At 57.9% G+C, this 20,196-nt stretch carries 14 protein-coding genes; 8 read left to right on the top strand and 6 right to left on the bottom strand.

The genetic code is table 11. The features are described from left to right. The first annotated feature begins 204 nt into the window (after positions 1-204). Entirely contained in the window at positions 205-3,000 is a 2,796-nt protein-coding gene (locus tag AC0L8N_RS07505) for a TonB-dependent receptor (RefSeq protein WP_473666980.1), read from the top strand. Between the two features lie 266 nt (positions 3,001-3,266). Here AC0L8N_RS07505 and AC0L8N_RS07500 read toward each other — a convergent pair whose 3' ends face one another. Together AC0L8N_RS07500 and AC0L8N_RS07495 are read right to left on the bottom strand one after the other, a co-directional pair. Then, entirely contained in the window at positions 3,267-4,604 is a 1,338-nt protein-coding gene (locus AC0L8N_RS07500) for an FAD-binding oxidoreductase (RefSeq protein WP_473670077.1), read from the bottom strand. A gap of 112 nt (positions 4,605-4,716) precedes the next feature. Further along, positions 4,717-5,256, bottom strand: a complete 540-nt coding sequence (locus AC0L8N_RS07495; RefSeq protein ID WP_473666979.1) for a hypothetical protein — start codon at positions 5,254-5,256, stop codon at positions 4,717-4,719. A 97-nt stretch (positions 5,257-5,353) separates the two neighbouring features. Here AC0L8N_RS07495 and AC0L8N_RS07490 point away from each other — a divergent pair, with 97 nt between their 5' ends. After that, on the top strand, positions 5,354-7,543 hold the full coding sequence (locus AC0L8N_RS07490) for a hypothetical protein (protein WP_473666978.1): 2,190 nt from the start codon (positions 5,354-5,356) through the stop codon (positions 7,541-7,543). A gap of 257 nt (positions 7,544-7,800) precedes the next feature. Here AC0L8N_RS07490 and AC0L8N_RS07485 read toward each other — a convergent pair whose 3' ends face one another. From AC0L8N_RS07485 to AC0L8N_RS07475, 3 genes are all read right to left on the bottom strand, one after another. After that, on the bottom strand, positions 7,801-8,433 hold the full coding sequence (locus AC0L8N_RS07485) for a hypothetical protein (RefSeq protein ID WP_473666977.1): 633 nt from the start codon (positions 8,431-8,433) through the stop codon (positions 7,801-7,803). Positions 8,434-8,452: 19 nt separating this feature from the next. After that, a complete protein-coding gene (locus AC0L8N_RS07480) occupies positions 8,453-9,169 on the bottom strand; it encodes an MBL fold metallo-hydrolase (RefSeq protein WP_473666976.1) in 717 nt (238 codons plus the stop codon). Positions 9,170-9,489: 320 nt separating this feature from the next. Then, a complete protein-coding gene (locus tag AC0L8N_RS07475; protein ID WP_473666975.1) occupies positions 9,490-9,930 on the bottom strand; it encodes a DUF3465 domain-containing protein in 441 nt (146 codons plus the stop codon). Between the two features lie 287 nt (positions 9,931-10,217). Between AC0L8N_RS07475 and AC0L8N_RS07470 the strand changes: the two genes are divergently transcribed. Continuing rightward, positions 10,218-13,352, top strand: coding sequence for a WD40/YVTN/BNR-like repeat-containing protein (locus AC0L8N_RS07470; protein WP_473666974.1), 3,135 nt, complete (start codon positions 10,218-10,220; stop codon positions 13,350-13,352). A gap of 302 nt (positions 13,353-13,654) precedes the next feature. Then, on the top strand, positions 13,655-13,822 hold the full coding sequence (locus AC0L8N_RS07465; protein WP_473666973.1) for a hypothetical protein: 168 nt from the start codon (positions 13,655-13,657) through the stop codon (positions 13,820-13,822). Positions 13,823-14,122: 300 nt separating this feature from the next. Here AC0L8N_RS07465 and AC0L8N_RS07460 read toward each other — a convergent pair whose 3' ends face one another. Further along, positions 14,123-15,484, bottom strand: a complete 1,362-nt coding sequence (locus AC0L8N_RS07460; protein ID WP_473666972.1) for a hypothetical protein — start codon at positions 15,482-15,484, stop codon at positions 14,123-14,125. Positions 15,485-15,875: 391 nt separating this feature from the next. On the opposite strand from AC0L8N_RS07460, the gene AC0L8N_RS07455 reads away from it, so the two are divergent. The 4 genes from AC0L8N_RS07455 (at position 15,876) to AC0L8N_RS07440 (ending at position 20,155) form a co-directional block, all read left to right on the top strand. After that, positions 15,876-16,730, top strand: coding sequence for a sulfurtransferase (locus AC0L8N_RS07455; RefSeq protein ID WP_473666971.1), 855 nt, complete (start codon positions 15,876-15,878; stop codon positions 16,728-16,730). 348 nt (positions 16,731-17,078) lie between these two features. After that, on the top strand, positions 17,079-18,071 hold the full coding sequence (locus AC0L8N_RS07450; protein ID WP_473666970.1) for a hypothetical protein: 993 nt from the start codon (positions 17,079-17,081) through the stop codon (positions 18,069-18,071). A 9-nt stretch (positions 18,072-18,080) separates the two neighbouring features. Next, entirely contained in the window at positions 18,081-18,824 is a 744-nt protein-coding gene (locus AC0L8N_RS07445; protein ID WP_473666969.1) for a hypothetical protein, read from the top strand. A 194-nt stretch (positions 18,825-19,018) separates the two neighbouring features. Continuing rightward, positions 19,019-20,155, top strand: a complete 1,137-nt coding sequence (locus AC0L8N_RS07440; protein WP_473666968.1) for a serine hydrolase domain-containing protein — start codon at positions 19,019-19,021, stop codon at positions 20,153-20,155. Positions 20,156-20,196: the final 41 nt, after the last annotated feature.

The following is a 20,196-nucleotide window of genomic DNA, read 5'->3' as shown; positions in this document are numbered from 1 at the left end:
TATTTGGTAAATAGTTTCGCGGATTATAGACATGGAATTAGCGGAAATGAAGAAATGCTTGAACAAAAACCAGTAGTACACTACCTTCTTGAAACTTGGAAGGACCAGAATGAGTTAAAAAGGTCTTACCAATTTGAGCGATTAGTCACGGCATCACACAAGCGGACGGCGCCATTTCTGCACGCACGTCCTTGGGGGGCGGCTATGAATTATCAGCAACAGGCATTATCACCGAGCGGGCCAGCGTGGATGTTTAAAGCATTGCGCGCAGTTTCTCTGCTTATTTTCGGTTTATTTTCTGCGCTCGCGCAGGCAGGCGATATCGTCGGCGTCGTCAACGACCCGGATCTCGAGCGTTTTGTTGAGGGAGCAACGATTGCCGTTGTCGACAGCAACAAGAAGGCGACTTCAGATCGCTGGGGACGTTATACGATCCGGAATCTTCCGGCTGGCGAATACACGATAGTTGTGAGTGCTGGTGGTTTTCAGGCGTCGTCCACTACCGTGCAGGTGCCGGCGACCGGCAATGTCAGTGCTGACGTCAGCCTGAATACGACGTATGAAGAGATCGAAGAAATTGTCGTCACCAGCGCGCGCGTATCGCAGCTTCTTGCGCTACAACGCAAGCGCTCGGCGGAAAGCATCATTGATGCCGTGTCGGCTGACACTGTCGGCAAATTGCCTGACTTCAATGCGGCTGAGGCCGTGCAACGTTTGCCGGGACTGTCTGTTGAGCTTGATCAGGGCGAAGGACGTTACCCGATTGTTCGCGGTATCGATTCCAACCTGAACAACGTGACCATCGACAACAATCTTGTCGGTGCGCCGGAAGGCGAGGGTCGGCGTGTCGCTCTCGACGTTGTTCCATCCGACCTGATCTCCGTTGTCGAAGTCGTCAAAGCAGTGACCCCGGATCTGGATGGCAATGCGGTCGGTGGGAACATCAACATCATTACCCGCAGCGCATTTGATTCTCCGGATCGTTTTGCCTTCGTCGGTGGCCGCATCGGCTACAACGACAAGAGCGAACGCGTACCGTACGGTGCCAGTGCCGTTTGGGGTTCGCGACTCGGCGCGGAGGAAAAGTTCGGTGTAGTGCTCGCATCCAGTTATTACATTCGCCGTTACGACACCAATTTGTTCGAAGGGGACGGCTGGACGGAGTTTGCGCCGGATGCCTATACCCCTGAAGGTGTGCGTTACTTTAACTACGACATCGAGCGTGAACGCATCGGCCTGAACGCCAACCTGGAATATCGACCGACTGATACCTCGCTCTGGTACATGCGAACAATCTTCAACGAGTTCACCGATGAAGAAGCGCGTGACCAGATGGATCTGGACGCTGCCCGCGGAACCCAAACCGCCGTTTCAAGCATTGTCGTGCAGAACTCAGAAGGACGTGCAACTCGTGAGTTTCGGCAGAACAATCAGACTCAGCAGCTGACCAACATCTCGCTTGGCGGCGAGTTGAGCCGCGACAACAAGCTGTGGGAAATGAGCTACACGTACTCGCACGCCGAGGAAATAACTCCTTTGCGGGTGGACTGGGAATACCGCTCAGGAACCGACACGTTCCCCAATACGATCGACGTAGCCAATACCTACTTCGAACTCGACGCCGGGGCAGCCATCAACGATCCCGCCAACTATGATTTCCGTCGGGTTCGCAATCGTACCGATTCCATCGAAGAAGATATTCATTCTCTGAAAGGCGACCTGCGAATAGACACCGAGTTTGGCAGTCACCCCGGCTACTTGAAATTCGGCGTCAAATACGCCGCACGCGACAAGTACCGGGATCGTACGAACCAGAACTACGAAGGTGCATCGTCTTTTACACTGGCGGATACCGGCCTATTCCTGTCAGGCCCGAGCGATTTTCTGGATGGTCATGCTGACCTTGGGCTCATGCTGGATTTCGCCGCGCACCAGGCATTGGCGCAATCGAACCCGGAAATGTTTGAGTTTGATCCAGAGAGCTCAGCCCTCGATTCAATTTCCTCGGATTACCAGATCGACGAGACACTGTTGGCCGGTTACGCGATGGCGAGTGTGGATATCAACAATCTGACTATTCTGGGTGGTGCCCGTATTGAACGCACCGAGGCGGACTACACTGCCTACTTCGTGAGTCTGCCGGCAGTGGATCCGCTTAACCCGGCCACTCCGTTCACGGGTTCAACCGAGTACACCGATGTCCTGCCGAGTCTGCACCTGACGTATCGCCCGAATGACAAAGTGGTTGTGCGCGGTGCCTGGACCAACACCATCGGTCGCCCGAACTTTCAGGACGTCGCACCCGCACTGGAAGTGGAAGATGACGAAGGTTCTGCCGGCAACGAAAATCTGGACCCGTTCGAGTCCATGGGTCTCGACCTGTCGTTCGAGTACTACTTTGAAACGGCGGGTATTGCTTCAATTGGCGTGTTCTACAAAGAGATCAAGAATCCGATCTTTACCCGCCGGACCGAAGACACTGTCTACCGCGGCATTCCTTTGACCGTGCTTTCCAGGCCGGAAAATGCCGACAAAGGTACGTTGCTGGGTTTGGAGTTGAACATCGAGCAGCAGTTCGTGAACCTGCCGCACCCGTTCGACGGCTTGGGTGCGTCGCTGAATCTGACGTTCATCGATTCAGAGGTGGATGTGTTTGGCCGTGAGGAAGACAATCTTCCGTTCTTCCGTCAGCCGGACACGATCGGCAACGTTTCATTGTTCTATGCGCTTGGTCGATTCGAAGCGCGGGTCGCCGTGTCTTATCGTGATGCCTATCTGCAAGGCATCGGTGGCGATAGCAGTGAAGACGTGTATTTCGACGAACGTACTCAGGTCGATTTCAAAGTCAGCTTTGACGCGACCGAGCGATTCTCGCTGTTCGGTGAGTTGCAAAACATCAATGACGCAACACGACGCGAGTACCAGGGGCGTCCCAGTCGTTTGTACGCCGACGAAGTCTACTCGTGGACTGCATTATTTGGCGCAAGCTACGCGTTCTGAACCGACGCAAGATCGGCCTGTAGTGTGATTGGATCTGGTATCGCGGCCGCCGAGAGCGGCCGCGATATCCTTTTCCCACCCGCATTCTCTTATTTTCTACCTGATGTTTGGAGCTGACTGGGCTTATCACATTGACGGCGCGCCGTTGCACTTTGTGCAGACTGCGATGCCACAGTTGTTCAGTTGGCGTCCGTCAGACGGTACCGGACATCGTTTGCAGTCATCGCGGCGTTACGATCTGCCAGCCCCAAACTGCAAGCCGGACACTAGCGGCCGAATATTTTGCCGGGGTTCATAATGCCCTTCGGGTCCAGCGCGTTCTTGATACGCGCCATCGCCTGCACGCTTGCCGCTCCCAGTTCTTTGATCAAGGCTCCTTGCTTGCCGATGCCAATGCCATGTTCGCCCGTCACTGTACCCTCAAAACTAAGTGCTAGATCATTCATCCATTCGACGACCTCTTCAAGGTCCGCCATTTCTTTCTCATTCGTTCTGTCGACCACGAAGAGCGCGTGGAAATTACCATCTCCGACATGACCAACTATCGGCGCGAGCATGCCTTTCTCTGTGATTTTCTCCCGGCAGCGGGTGACGCATTCCGACAGGCTGGCTATGGGGACGCAGACGTCAGTGATAAGCACATGACAGCCGGCCCGCAATGCTTTGGCTGCCGGTAAAGCATCGTAACGGTATCGCCAAAGCGCCTGCCGTTCCGCTTCCGATTGCGACCAGCGGAAGTTGCGGCCGCCAAAGTCGCGCACAATTTCTTTCACTTGTTCAATCTGATGGTCGGTTTCAACCTGATTGCCGTGAAACTCGATTAGCAACGTTGGTTCCTCTGGCTCGCTCTTGCCACTGAAACGGTTGCACGCATTGACTTGTGCTTCGTCCATAAATTCGAGCCGCGCAACCGGAATGGCCAGCTGGATAATCAATGCCACCGCATCGACGGCGGCTTCCGCTGAGTCAAAAGAGCAGGCAGCGGCACGGGTGCATTCCGGGATGCCGTGCAGTCGCAGCGTTATCTCCGTGACGATGCCCAGCGTTCCTTCCGAGCCAATTAGGAGAGAGGTCAGGTCCAGGCCCGCGGATGATTTCCGGGCGCGGCGACCGGTGCGGATGATACTGCCATCAGCCAAAACAGCCTCCAGCGACAGTACATTTTCTTTCATCGTGCCGTAGCGCACGGCATTGGTGCCCGACGCGCTGGTGGCTACCATGCCGCCAATGCTCGCGTCTGCACCTGGATCGATGGGAAACGTCAGTCCGGTATCCCGTATGTAGCTGTTCAGTTTCTCGCGCGTCACTCCGGGCTGGCAACGGCAATCCTGATCGGCCGTATTGACTGCGATGACCTCGTTCATCGCGGTCATATCAACAATTATGCCGCCGCGTATGGCCAGCGTATGACCTTCCAGTGAGGTTCCGGCGCCGTAGGGAATCATGGGCACGCCGAGTTCATTGCAGGCACGGGCAATCTCTGCAACCTCTGCGGTGGAGCCTGGTTGCACCAGTCCCTGCGGCAAGGGTCCCTCGTGATGTGATTCGCTGGTGGTGAAATGCTGCAATTTGGAGCGGCTGGTAATGATCCGGCCCGACAACATCTGATTCAATTGTTCAATATTGTCCGCTGGAATTTGGTTATTCGTCGACAAGGGTTTGCCTCTGTATTCAATCGCGTGGTGGGTTTGGCAGGCTGCAATTGTGCCTGAATAGTCAGTCGCTGTGCGGCCAGTACCAACCGTATCCCCAGCGCCATGGGACAGGCAGGACTGCGAAGCCGCCCAGGCGGGTGCCGATGCGCATCACTCTGCCTATGGCCGTATTGCCATTCTCGGCAAGGCAAATGCCCAGTTGACGATCGGCCTCGAAGCGCTCGGCAGCGCTGCCACCGCACCAGTATTCCATGTCATGTGCGACGCAGCAGTGGCCCCAGTCCGAATCCGGCCACAGCGTGCAACCGTCTGTCGTGAAGCGTTTCGGCGGTATGCCGTCAGCACCGTGTCGGGCCACACAAAATGCCTCTGCCTCAATTTGCAGCGCTGTCTTCGGCGGGACCGGAGCGGTACTAAGTACAGGTGTTGCGCATGCGGTGCTGACTGCTCCGGCACACAGGAGAGCGATGAGGCGAATTTCGATACGGACATTCATGGTGTTTGCATCCGGCCACTCTGATAACAGCATAGACCACGCGACCGGCAAGCGACGAATGATCAGTGCTATCCACGCGCACTTGCCGTGGTGGTCAAGGTTCATCGCAGCAGAGCGTTCGCGCTGCAGCGATTTAAAAAGTTGTGTCGTTCAATGTTATCTTGCCTCCGGACACCGGACTCACCTACGCAGGGACAACTCTATGAGCAGCAAATTTCTCGCCATGTTCAGAAAGATGCCCGACGAGTGGCGTGAGACGGCGTACTGGTTTGTTGCACTGCTGGGAATCATCCCGGCACTGCGTGCAGATCTGTTGTTCCCGCATGCGTGGAATTCGGCGTTGGACAGCAGCTACGCCATGCCGCCAGTTGATAACCCCTACAGCTTGTTCGCGGCTGTACTCGCGCTGGCTGTTGCTGGTCTGGCTGCTACCAGCCGGCATCCGTCTCGCTGGGTTGCTGTCGTGCCGTTTGTTGCCGTGGTGATCGCGGACAGCGTGATCGGCAACCTGTTGCACGGTTTGAACAGTGTCTACGTGATCAGCGCTTTTCTGGTTTTCGTCTACTTCGTGCTGTTCGGCGAAGTGGCGTCACTCGCGTTTGCCGGTTTTGTTGGATTGCTCGCGGTCTGGCAATGGTTCGATGGTCTACTGGCGTGGCCGCAGATTCTGGTGTTGGTTGTTGCAATGCTGGTGATGCGGCTGGTGGTCGAAGCGTTCACGCAAAACTGGCCACTTGCCCGGCAATTGGGACGCAGCAATGTTCTGCAGCTGGCGCGCCGTACACTTGCATTGTGGTGGCCCATGCTCATCCTGATTGCAATTGGCATGTGGGCCAGTAACTTCATTACCAGCGGTACCGAGCAGCTCGTGTACGAACGCGGCTACGTCAATCGCTATTGCAGCATTGGCGATGACAATCCGTTGTCGGTCATACCCTGTCCGCTGGGAAGCGAAGAGGCATCGGTTCTGAAAGCCGACAGACTGGTGCATTTGCCCATGCCGGATCACAACCCCGATACGGGCCCGGCGCCGGCTGCCATGTGCATGTTGAGAGAGCCTGTCGTGGAGGTGTCAGCTCCGACGCCACCCGCTGAGCGGTTTGTCTGCCCGGTCGGTGAATCAGCAAGTGAGTGGCAGCTATTGCCGCTGGACTACTTCGGCAACCTCGATCGCACCGTGCAACGCCGCTACGACATTGCCGAGTGGCACATGCACCGGCAACTACAAACTATCGATAAAGCGGCACTGCGAACTGCGGGGCGCGCAGACGACGAAGCGAAGCGACTGTTCTCTGTTGTGCCAAAGACGACAGGCATGACGACCAGCACCTGCGAATTTCCGTACGTTGCCTGTGCCGCAGCTAACATTGTCATTGTAGGCCTGAACAGTGCGTACGATAAGGCGCGACAGCGCACTGAGCAGCGCTTTGTGACGCAGATGAAAGCGCGTGCCGACGACGCGGCGGACGAAGCTACGGATTTGACGGCAGTTGCTCGCGACTCACTGGGCGAACATCTTGCCGAGTCTGAAGCCCGCACCCGGCAGTTTATTGCTCGGGTACACACGGCGAGCAACGTCATTCGCCAGATACTGTTGTTGTGGCTCATTGTTGTCGCGGTAAAGAGTTTCTTGTACGTATTTGCGCGTGTCATTTTCGATCAGTCGACGGATATTGATATCGATCTGCTGGATCGGGATGGGACGCCTGCCGAAGGGCGGGTGCATGATCGACAGGAGATCAATATTCCCGGCAGCTACGCCAGCGATATTTACTACAAGGCGAATTACCAGCCACTGGGACCGGCCGCGCGCTTCAGTATTCCCCAGTGGCGCGCATCCGCCATGTCGCGCCTGCGTTTTGGTGCCTGGAATATGAGCCGTGTTGCCATGCCGCTCGCCGACGAACGTGGTGTCACCTTCAATTCCATCGAAGCGGAGCATCTGGTCGACTGGGAGCTGCAGGAAGGTGAAGAAGTGGTCTTCAGCTATCGCAACTTCGTCGCGATGAACAGCAACATCCAGCTACGCACAGTGATCAGTTTGCGCGTTGCCACCTTGCTGCTCGGGAGAATTGTGTTTCACACGGCTCGCTGCAGTGGCGGGCCGGGTCGTCTGATACTGCGTACCCGCGGTAAGCCGGCAACAGCCGAACAGGTTCGTCAAAGTATTCCGGCAGCGAGGCTGGTCGCCTGGAATCGCTACGCACGTTTTTCTGTTGATAGTCACCTGACGTTGGCCGACATCTTTCTGAATGGCTTTAACTTGCGGCGCGGGCCCGCCGATACTGATGACGGACCGCAAGGCATACTTGTCGTGGAAGCGGACGCGAGAGATGGCGGCCTGCTGGTTGGTACCCTGCGTTTTGCGAAAAACTTCCTGTTGCCCATTTGACGCTGCGCAACACCTGAAACTCAGCTTGAACAACGACCGCGGACACGGTTCGTGTTTCGCGGTCATTAGGCCCGTAGTTCGCGTGCAAGTCCCGGCCAACCTGCCGCAGTGGGCTGCGTAGGTGCCCAAGAGGTCTTGGGGTAGATGCAGTTTGCTTCAATGCCGGCATCAGTTGCCCCGCTGTCGGCGGTTCCGCCAGCAGAAATAATTGCAAATTCAGAAAGAGCAGGCCGTCCGGACTGCGATGCTGCCGCGCATTAAGATTGCAGCGGTTTAACGCTCAGCAACGAGACGAACAGCGAGATAACGAGCGTGCCATACAGGAAACAATAGGCACTGTGAAACACGGACAGAATCGCCATCAACAGTGTCGCGGGGGCGTAACTGCTCGCCAGACTGAAATGGATCTGTGCGGCATGCAACAGGCCGGTAAGCCGCTCGCTCTCGAGCGCAAACGTCGGGACGTCGTCGAGCCCGCCGATGGCCGAATAAGTAGCGGCGAACAGGAACAGTGCGCTCAGGTAGTTCACCAGCGCGAGCACGATGACACGACCGGTTGCCGAAACGGCAGTTCCTTCCGTGATCTTGCAGATGCCGAAGAGCACGACGCCCATTTCTTTGTTGAGGATGCCGACCGCCCGCACGATGAAAAGTATGGCGAACCACGGGGGCAGCAGGGTGCTCAGCAAGTAGAGCAGAATAGCAGCGAACAACCAGTAGCCTATGTAACGTTCGGACAGCACCAGCCGGCGGTTGCGCAATGCCTGCTGTTCTTCGGAACCCACGACAAATGCTGCTTCACGCTTTTTCAGGTAACGGTCGACCCAGGCGTACGGCGATAAGAAGTACACACCCTGAATAAGCAGTTTCGCTGTTTGTGCGATTTTCACGATTCTGTTGCCGGCGTGTTCAATCGAGCGACAGGCATTCGCCGCCGAACAGCAATGGCAAGTCCGGCGGCGCGTTGTCGCGGGTGCAGCCGTGACCGACTATCCATGCGCGCTCATCGAGGCGCCCGGCAAGATCGTCGAAAGTGGCGTGCCAGCGGGATGGGGCGGAACGGGCGTCGTAAATGCGCGTCGGCGCGTCGGCGATCCGACTGTACAGTGGCTCGCTCGCCAGGCTGTCGCCGGTGTATCCCATAACCAGTTTGCCAGCGTGATACAGCAGTACACCGCAGGCATGTTCAGAGTGCGAACCGCTCACGAATTCAATGTCCAGGTCGTCTGTTAATGCGACACGTTCGTTTGCCGCGGGTGAGTGCCAGTTGGCAAGGCTGCTCGCCGCCAGTATTTCAGCATGCTCGGCGAGGCGATGAACTTGCAGGCGTCGTGACACTTCCTGCTCGGCAAACACGGACAATGTACGGCCCTCTGCCTGTTCAACACGCAATACCACGGGCAGCTCAGCGGAGTGATCGCTGTGATTGTGAGTCACGATGATGTTGGCAGGTAGTTCCGCGAACTCCTGCAAGCAAGCGCGGGTAACACCAAAGCCGATATCAATCAGGCACTCGGGTTTGCCCGCCAAGGTGACGACGGCGGCGGAACTGCATTGGCCTGCGTAAACCTGACTGGCGCCTTGTCCGGCGCCAAGTACGTGCAGTGCGAGAGCGGATTGGGTCATGCCAGGCGTCAGCGACTGACAGAGTTGTGCTGCGATGAATCCGGTCGTAAAGCCTGCCGTATGTCGGCGGCGTGTGCGGCGGCGAGTCCGCGATCGGAGGCGCGCCAGCGATTCGCCCAGCCACGCTTATGAGGCTTGCACATAGCGCAGGCGGCGCGCTTATTTCGGGTTTGTTTTCGCATGGCGGTGCACGATCAGGCATGAATGTCGCCGCAGTATACGGCGCTGGCCGAGCGCTTGGCTATTCCGGGGCAGTCCGTCTGAGCTATGGCTGTTCAGATTCCTGTACTTCGGCGGGAGGCCTCGCGAGCCATACACGGCTATTCGTAGCGACGCCCGTTGTGCTGCAGCCAGCCGTCGATGTGCCGTCCCTGTGGGTCGTGATGAGTCCAGTGTATGACGCCGCCGCGATCATTGGTTTCATAGACGCCGTAATACTCAACGGTATCGCCGCGCTGTAACGCTGGTATTCGCGGGGCTACATCAATGTTGTGTGCTACCAGCAAGGTGCGGCCGGAGGGTAGCTCCAGAATAAACCGTTGATGCCGGCTGCCATCGTTGTCGTCGGGAAGTACCCGGCTGACAATGCCGCTGCCGCGTGTTTGCTGTCCGGCAGTTAACGCCGTCTCTCGTGTAACGGTTGTCTGCGTTGCAGGCGCAAGACCCGCCGACGACGGAATCGGTGCAGGTGCTTCAGCTCCCTGCCATTCGTAAATGGCATAGCCGAGCACGGCTATGATCAGTGGCATCAGTTTTTTCACAGGGACTCCTTCATCACGGTAGCTATGCACATCGTTGTGGCTTTCCTGCACCTGCCTTGTGTCGCCTCGTCAACGGCGGTACGGTTGTGTGCAAGCTTTCATCGATAAAGCGACTTGTCGTCGCACGATCATTATCGGAAAGTTTTGCCAGCTGTTTCAGGCCAGGATTCGGTTTGATCGGTGCAGCATACACGGGTATCCGTATGGCCAAATGCGAACTTTCAGGAAACCTGAACTGGCTGGCTCGCAATCTAATAATCGCTAATAAAGATCGGGGGACGTACCGCATGCTCAAGCCTTTGTACCGTGCAATGCTTTCACTGGCCGTTGCCGCACTCACCATTCTAAGTACACCTGCTCATGCGATTGAGGAATCGCTGATCGACGGGCTTGAGTACCGCCTGATTGGCCCCTGGCGTGGCGGTAGAGTGACCGCGGTCAGCGGCGTGCCGGGTAACCCTCAGCTCTACTATATGGGGGCGACAGGCGGCGGGCTCTGGAAAACCAATAACGCCGGAGCGACCTGGACCAATATATCGGACGGACAGATTCCCGTCGGTACGATCGGTGCAGTCGCGGTGGCGGCCTCCGATCCGAACGTCATATACGTCGGGACTGGCGAGGCGCCGATACGCGGCGTGACCACGTCGCAAGGCAAGGGCTTATGGAAGTCTACTGACGCTGGCCAGACGTTCACTTTCATGGGTCTGCCGAAAGCGGGCCAGATTGCGAAGATCGAGATTCATCCGACGAACCCGGACATTGCTTACGTTGCAGCGCAGGGTCAGATCTGGGCGCCGAACGAAGAGCGTGGCGTTTACCGCACAACCGACGGTGGCAAGACCTGGGACCACGTGCTCAAGGTCAACCCGGATACGGGTGCTACCGATATCACGATGGACCCGACGAACCCGCGCATCCTCTACGCGGGCATGTGGCACCACGGCCGCAAACCCTGGTACATCATGTCCGGCGGTGAGGGTGGCGGTATCTACAAGTCGTCGGATGCCGGTGACAGCTGGGACAAACTGGAGGGCGGCTTGCCCGGACTGATCGGCAAGGTGGGTATCGACGTGCCGGCGGCAGACCCGTCCCGCGTTTACGCCATTATCGAAGCGGAGCCGGAAAAAGGCGGCCTGTGGCGCTCGGACGACTACGGCAAAACCTGGAAACTGATTAACAACCACCGCGTTCTGCATTCGCGTGCGTGGTACTACATCCATCTCGCTGCCGATCCCTCTGATCCTGACACGGTTTGGGTATTGAATACCGGCCTCTACAAGTCAGTCGACGGTGGCAAGGACTGGGAGCAGGTGAAGACGCCGCACGGTGATCATCACGATCACTGGATCAATCCGGCGAACAGCCTGAACATGATCAATGGCAATGACGGTGGTGCGACGGTTACTTTCGACGGCGGCAAAACCTGGAGCTCGATTTACAACCAGCCGACCGCGCAATTCTATCGCCTGGTAACTGACAATCAGGACCCGTACCGGCTGTACGCCGGGCAGCAGGACAACTCGACCGTCTCAATTGCGAGTTATGCATGGGATGGTGCTATCGGCGAGGATGATTTCTACGCAGTCGGTGGCGGCGAGAGCGCGCACATTGCGTTTGATCCTGATGATCCGACCCTGGTTTACGCAACGACCATCAACGGTACGCTCACCGAGTACAACCACGAGAACAAGAAAACCCGTTACATCATTCCGTACCCGGAGCACGTGTACGGGCAGGATTCCAAAGATCTCAAATACCGGGCGAACTGGAACCCGCCGGTGATCACGAGCCCGCACGATCACGAGACGATTTACTACGGTACGCAGATGTTGCTGAAGAGTTCTGATCGTGGCCTGAACTGGGAAGAGGTAAGCCCGGACCTGACCCGTAACAACCCCGAGCACATGGGCCGCAACGGCGGGCCGTTGACTCCGGAGAACGTCGGCGCGGAGTTCTATCACACGATCTACGCAATCGTGGAAAGTGAAAAGGACAAAGGCACCATCTGGGTCGGCGCTGACGATGGCCTGCTGCACCTGACCCGCAATGGTGGCCGAAACTGGAGCGACATCTCGCCGCCGCACAGGGGCGAGGCGATGATCAATACGATCGAACTGAGTCCGCATGCCGAAGGCACGGCGTACCTCGCGGTAACTGGCTACAAGCTCAACGATTTCGATCCCTATATCTACAAGACCAGCAACTACGGCAAGAGCTGGCAGCGCATCGATGACGGCATACCCAAAGGCGAGTTTGTCCGCGTGGTCCGCGAAGACCCGGTCGTGAAAGGCCTGCTGTACGCCGGCACCGAGGAGGGCATGTTCGTGTCCTATAACGACGGAGGCGACTGGCAATCACTGGACCTCAATCTGCCGCCCGTACCCATCACCGACTTGCGGGCAAGAGAAGACAGTCTCGCGGTAGCGACTCAGGGACGTGCCTTCTGGGTGCTCGACGATATCTGGGTACTGCGGCAAGCGAGCAATGCGTCGGCGAACAAGGCGCTGCACCTTTACACGCCGCCGACCTGGCAGATGGGCAAGCCGGGTAGCCGGGTCCGCAGCTACGAGGGCAAAAACCCGTCGAAAGACGTGCCGCTGTACTACGTCCTTGGCGACGAAGTGAGTGACGATGCCGAGCTGACCATTGTTATCTCGGACGCGAATGGTCGGACAGTTCGTACGATGTCGAACAAAGAGTCGGATCAGGACCGTTGCCGCATTGGCAACATGGACCCGCGCCGGCCGTTCGAAATCACCTACCCGAAGACCGAAGAAGGTATGAACAAGTGGTCCTGGGACATGAGCAGTGACCAGGTGAAATGTATCGACAACATCATGCTGCAGGCGGGCTACGCCGGTCCCAGTGTCGCACCGGGCAAGTACACGGCGCGCATTACCGTAGGCGCTGCTTCGGACGAAGTAACCTTCGAGGTCGTCAAGGACCCACGTTCATTCGCATCGGATCGCCAGATTCGCGAGTGGGCCGACAGTATTGAAGAGGTGAAGAGCACACTGGATGACGTGTTGATTGCCCTGGATACCGCCAGAAAAGCGCGGTCGCAAATCGAAGCGCTGATGGCCAACCACGATGATGACGACTTGCAGCGCCTGGGTGAGGCGGCGATTGCCGATCTGGATACCTGGGAGCAGCAGATTACCCAGCTCAAGTTCGAAACGTACGAAGATGAAGATGCCTGGGCCACGATGTTGGACGGTCAGTTACGCTACCTGATGGACGTTATTGATGATTCCGGCGCGCCGGTCACTGATGGTGCAAAAACAAGGCATGCCGATCTGTCCAGGGAGTGGCAGCAGCGCCAGCTGGAACTGAACGACATTGCCGAGAACTACATTGCGCCGATTAATCGTTGGGCGGGTAGCATGGAGCTTGGGCACGTCGTGCGGCCCGGCAACTAAGTGCAGAATGCGCGGCGTGATCAAGAGTCCCTGATCACGCTGCGCTTTCGACAACCCGGCATCGGATAACGGTTCAAACGGATCTGGCGGTTCCCGCCGGGAACAACTTCATTTTTTCAGGCTGACGTCACCTCAATTGCCCTGCAGACCTGAGCTACGTGCTGCAACTCTTCGCCGCACGTGCCGGTGCTCAGCATCCTTTCAAAAATAGTTGCCCGCGCGGTGAGGGAATCCGTGCGGGCCTGTCGCTATACCTTATGTGAAACGCCTGAAACCTGATTCATTCACATGAGGATCCACCCATGCGCTCCATCTCGCCCCGCCTGTTTACTTTTGCTTGCGTCATGTTGATCTGGGCGCTTTGGTCGTTGGCGGACGAGCCCCCGGAAGAGGCTGGCGATCGTCTGCCTGCCGGCAACGCGCAAGGCACTGAACAGAGTATCGAGCACGGCATCGACGTCGTCGAGTAGGGTGTCGGCTGTCGCGCGTCGAGATTGCTCTCCCCCGTTGCAACGGGCGCGATCAGCGGCAGACTCCAACCCGATTCACTGCGCGGCGGCACGATGTGCGACCAGCGCTGCGGCCGCAGCGCTGGTCGTGTTTTTTGCTGTCACCGGCAGTCTGAGCCGCTTACCCGAGCTGGCGGTATTCATGCGGTCTGTGCCACCTGCCTGGCTGCACGGTTGTGCGCCGCTCACGTCCTGACCGGAGCTTCGCGCTACGGTCGTGACCGCTAATCAGTGCAAAGCATGCGGACTGCCGGCCTGTGGTCAGAGCATCGTAATGCTGTAAGACGTTCTTTGACCGGGCCGGTACGCCTGCGCATCCAGCATCAGTGCATGCTGTTCGCCATCGATCTTGATCCTGCGGTGTATCGCCAGCTGGTTTTCCGCGCGCTTGCGGCCTACGTCGTACTTGCGTTTGAAATTCGCGCGAATTGCTGACCACTCGTCGTCGCTGATCAAGTGCGGAGGACGATAGCGAATTCGCACGGTCAGGACTACGTAGTCCGCGCCCTTCGGCGCTCCACGCGGCGGGCGAGTTTCCACGTCGGTGAACAGTGTGGCACCGTTCTCAAGCGGTTTCTGAAACACCTTTTCCCGCGTGTTGGCCCAGAATTTTTCCACACCACCCGCTTTCGCGATCGCCTGTGGGTCCGCACTGAACCCATTGCAAACCAGCGCTCTGTGCGCATCCATCAGCGCCATCTTCAGCTTCACGCCGGAGAGCGCAACGTCTGCGTCCCGGGTATAACGGTCTTTCTCCATGTACGGCGCGCAGGCGGCATCGTCTGGCGTTTCCAGAGACCGCTCCGCCTTGTCGACTTCATTTTCGAACTGTTGCCGACGACGGCGCTGTTGTTCCCATGCCTGCGCCTGACGCTGTTGTGCTTCTGCCTGTGAACGCTTCAACCAGTCGTCGATGGCACCGAATATGACCTTGGCTTGCTCGTGGCTGCGCTCGGCATAGGGATTTGTCTGTACCAGGACGTTATCCGTCTGCATCTGACTTTGTCGGATCGTAGGCAGTTGCTGGTAGGTCTTTTGTTGTTGGTCCTGCCAGGCGACCGCGGCCGAACCTGAATCAACGGCAATATTGTAGGTACTGAGTCCGCCAGGTGTGTGTATCCATGACGGTATGGCAGGTGAAAAGCCATCCGGGCAGTTCGCATTTACGAAGCGCGAAAAAATGTCGCTGGTCGTGCCGAAAATCCGCCACGGTTTGTTTGGGTTCACGCAAACGTGCTGGTAGTCGGCTGACTCACCATCCGTGTTCTGCGGTTGAATTCTGAGGTTGGTCATCAGGCCGCGGCTGTCCTTCTTGAAGAAAGTGAGGATGGCGCGGCTCATGCCGTAGGGGACTATCTCCACGCAACTGTCGGGTGGTACCGCCGTAAAACCCTGGGTCATTGCGCCGGCGCTGAGCAGGCCGGTGTTCTCGCCAACCGCCGTGAAATACAGGGTCGCTGTACCCTGATTGCACAGGTCCGAGCGTTTGATGTCTTGTGCGTGCGCCGGCGCACTGGCCATGAACGCAAGCACGGCCAGCAGACAGGACAGAGCCTTCGGAATCAACCAGCCCATGGACGGCGGGTGTCTGTATGCAATGTTGGCCATCGAGCGTGCAGTCATTTCCGGGTTCCTTGCGGTCCTATGCCATATAGCCGGCGCGGGCAAGGGCCAGCCTGCGCATCAGCGAGCAGTTTTCATGGGGAAGCGCGAAGTGTGCCACGCAGTAGAGTTGAATTGAATACGGGCACTTTGCAGCAGGGTGGAGCCGATCGGTATCAGTAGTGCAATCAATGAATTCGGCGCGAACCATTCAGCGGTTACAAGCTTTGCGATTCGACCTGTCGGAAACCTGGGGTGAATCAGGGCTCGCGGTTTTCTCGTATACTGTTGTTCCTTCAACAATATGGAACGGGCGCGCCCCGGTCGGGAAAACACCATGAATGCTTTTCGCCTCTCTTGCACAGTCGCCGCTTCTTTCCTGCTGACTGCCTGCAATGCCTCGGAGCCTGAGGTGACTAGGCCACCCATGGATACGCTCGTCAGCGCCGAGTGGCTCAGTCAGCACTATCAGGATAGCGACCTCGTAGTGCTGGATGCGACAGTCATGATAGAACGGACAGACGATGGCGGCATGCGCACGGTCAATGGCCGTGAAAATTTCAACAAAGGTCACATACCGGGCGCACGTTTTGCGGATCTCATGGGCGAGCTGGTGGATACTGACAGTCCGCTGAATTACGCCGTGCCTGAGCCCGAGGCGTTCGCAGCTGCGATGGAGCAACTGGGCGTCGGTGATAACACGCGCGTCGTCATCTACGATGCCAACGGATCTGCCTGGGCGGCGCGGGTTTGGTGGATGTTGCGCTGGATCGGTTTCGACAATGCGGCCTTGCTGGACGGCGGTTTGCAGGCGTGGAGTGACGCGGGGCAGTCGCTATCAACGGAACCCGCCGCGATCACGAAAGGATCACTGACAGTGAACTTGCGCCCGGAAATGATTGTGGCGAGCGACGAGGTACATGCCGCCATTGGTGATGACAGCGTCAATATCATTGACTCGCTGCCGGAGGCTCACTACCGCGGAGAGTTCTCCATGTACGAACGGCCCGGTCACATTCCGGGGGCCAGCAATGTGTCTGTTGGATCGCTGACGACCGACGACGGCCACTACAAGTCAGTCGATGAGCTGGCGACGTTGTTCGATGGCGACTACGAAGGCCGCGCGATCACTTACTGCGGCGGCGGTATCGCCGCATCTGCCAATGCGTTCACGATGATTCGTCTGGGCTACAAGGACGTTGCAGTCTATTCGGCGTCATTGCAGGAATGGGCGGCGGATCCGGCGAATCCGATGGAAACCGAGTAGCCCGTCCGCTATTCATAGCGTCTGTTGGCGTTGCCACGTGTGAACACGTGGCAACGCTGCGCCACCCGATCTTTATGTCGCGACAAAAATCAGCGGCGACCCCAACCATCTTCACGTAACCGCCTGCGGCCGCTGCTTATTGCCGCCTAAACGCCGTTAGCTGCCGCTAACTGCCGTTGCCGCTCTCGTCGCGGAAACCCACAGTCTGTTTCGACAACGGCGATACCTGTGCCGTTGCTGGGAGTACGCCTGCTCGGGCGGGACTACGGAACACGAATTGAGCGGCACGTTCGCAGCAGGTCACCGCAACGCGAATCGCCGGCCGCCTTGAACGACGAGGGTGTCACCATGCCGATTTTGAAACTGCTAACTCTGATGTTTGCCGTAACAGTGTTCGCTGCCTGCGGTTCGTCCGACGAACCCGCGGCGGGCCCGGCGCAAGCCGCAGCCCGAGCCCCGGGAGCTGCCAGCAGCACAAACTCCCGGGTCGCAGCCACCGCTGCCGAGATTGCCAAAGAGGCTCGCGGCAAGCTGCGCTGCCCGGCCCGGCCCAAGAGTGCGCCGCGCGACGCCAAGGCACCGGTTGACGATGTTGTTGGAGTCCGACCGGGGATGAGTTTCGACGACGCCGTTAACGTTGTGTTGTGCAGCCACGAGTTGCTCATCGTCGACAACAGCCCGCGCGGCGGCTTCAAGCTCAATACCTACGGGCAAACATTGCGTCAGGGCTTCGGTGCCGTATTCGCCGAAGACCGGATCAACAAAACGTCGAAAGAAATCATGGCTGAGATGCAGAACAACGCGATGGCCCGCAGTATGAACAAGCGAGCGGCCGATATGTTGGGCGGTACCTCGCGCTGGTACGTAACGACGATGGGTTTGCCCAACGAAGAACGGGTGATCGCCGCTGCTCGTATTGAAGCCTATGTCGATGGCAAGGCACCACCGATCGCGGCGGTTGCCGCTGCACTCGTGGAGAAATACGGGCCACCCATGCGCAAGCGAGAAGAAGCTCAGGGCTGGTTCCTGGACTGGGCGTACGACCTTCAGGACCGCCCGGTCACAGAGACCTCGCCGATGTACTACAGCTGCAGCGCACCATCGCGCCCGGAAACCGGCGTCAATCTGTCCCCGGATTGCGGGCTTGCACTGTCCGCTGTCATCCGGCCCATGCGTGACAATCCGCAGATTGCCATGACCCTTGAAGTCGGGGTCGTCAACCAGGCGCAAGGCTACGATCTGTTGATGACGACTGAGCAGCAGCTTGAGCGTATGGAGCAGGAACGACGCGCGGCAGAGTTGGACGAGGCTGCCAAGAATGCTGACAAGGTCACCATGTAGGAGAAGGTCATGAAGAGATTTATTGTAGTTGGCGGCATCTTGTTGCTGGCCGCGTGTGGTGGCACCGATGTTCCCGCATCGCAGGAGCTGGCGTCGGCCGGTAACGCCCCGGCTGCGGGATCGGCAAGTGATGGGGCGCAATCGGCTGGACGATCTGCTTCGAAAGGTTCAGGTCAGCTTGCGCAACGCGGGCGCGAACTGGTGAACCCTGACGATGCGACGATGGTGTTCCTCTACTACGATCTTGCTGGTATCACACCACCTGTCGAGTCATGGGTAGAACTCGACAGGCGATTGGGCGTAACGCCGGCTGCCGGGAAAGCAGCACTGCGGACCGTCATCCGGCAGGAACTTGAGGTTGGCGCGGCGTCAGTAACGGACGTTGGCCTGATTCGCTTGTCGATCGGCAGTGCAAAACTTTCCGACTACGATCCGACTTACGGTGAGTACACGGTGCGTGCGCTGGCGCCCAGTTCGGTGATCTCCTATACCGCGTTTCGCCAGCAGGTGGAGCTGCGCTTTGGCAACGGCCGCGAGGCACAAACCTGGAAAGTTCCGGCAGATCAGGCGCAACTGATCAGCGACCGGATCGGCCGCTTCACAGGGAACGTGAAACTGGAGGTTCTGTTGCGACTAACCGGTGTGCAGCCCGGCATGAGCGGCGGGACATTGATGGTTAACGTGCTTGAGTACGAGTTGCAGCACCCGAACGACGGGACAACGATCGGCCGAGTGCGGGTGTTGGCAGACTGACGTTCGTCCGGCGGCGTTCTGTACCGTGGTAGCGCCGGCTGCCAGAAGCAGCCGGGGTTTCGGGTTGTTCGCGAGGCCGCGGGTTTGTACACGAGATTTTGTCATCAGCCACTGATCGCAATCCATATCGCCACGTCCGGCGCCAAACCGGTTACGATAATCGTTCGGTTTGCAGACAAGAACGGGGTGCCGGTTTGAAGATCTATCATCGGATCAATGGTGTTGTGGTTGCTGCGTGTCTTCTGCCGTTGTCATTCTTCGTGCACGCAACAGAGAGTGCGCTGACACAGGCGGTCGACAAAGTCTTCGCCGATATCGAGGACAACAACCGCCCCGGTTGCGCGGTGGGTGTTATTCATCACGGTGAATACCTTCTGAAGAAAGGTTACGGCCTCGCCAATCTCGAGTATGACCTGCCGGTCACGTCGCAAACGGTATTTCGTACCGGCTCGGTGTCCAAACAGTTCACGGCGATGGCCGTCGCCTTGTTAGCCGAGGAAGGGCGGCTGGATCTGGACGCCGATGTGCACCGGTATTTGCCCGAACTTAGGGACTATGGCAGGCCGGTGACGGTACGGCAGATGGTGCATCACGTAGCAGGCATGGGTGACTACGATCCTGATTTGTTTCTCAAGGCAGATGGCAGCGAGTTTCGCTTTGGCAATGAAGACTACTGGACGATTGAGGAATTCTACGCCGCAGTCAGCGACGTCCCGCTGCGCCTGGAGCCGGGTACTCGCTGGGAGTATTCCAACCTGGCGTATTTCTTGTTGTCACAGGTGGTGGAGAGAGTCAGTGGCGTGAGCCTTCGCCGTTACGCCGACAAGACCATATTCAAACCACTCGGCATGTCGCACTCGCTGTTCTACGACGATGTTAATGAGCTGGTCAAGAACCGCGCCGATGGCTACAGCAAGAAGGGCACGGGCGAGTACGAACTGTACATGACCAACTTGAGCTGGGTCGGCGATGGTGGGGTCTACACTTCGCTCGACGACTTCATCGCATGGGATCGAAACTGGACAAACAACGTGCTGGGCAAGGGCGAGCCCTCGCTCATCGAGCTGGCAACCACGCCGTTGGCCGGCTTCGAAACCGAAAGCAGCGAGATTTTCGGTGAACATCCCGCTTACGCGTTCGGTCTGTTTGTCGCGGAGCGTGACGGTGTGAAACTGATTGGCCACACGGGTGGCTGGGTTGGTTTTTCGAGTGTCTACCTGCGCTTCCCGGAGAAGGATCTGTCGGTCGTGACGTTTTGCAATTCGACCGATGCCAGCGCGTCCGAGCTCGGCGACGCAGTCGCTGATATCAGTTTGAGAGTGCTCGACTAAAACGCTGGCCATGCACCACGACAGTTTGTTGCTCTATTGCC

Source organism: Woeseia sp. D3-10, from assembly GCF_055809415.1.
The sequence above is the reverse complement of the archived record's forward strand: the minus strand, read 5'-3'. Positions and strand labels throughout refer to the sequence as shown.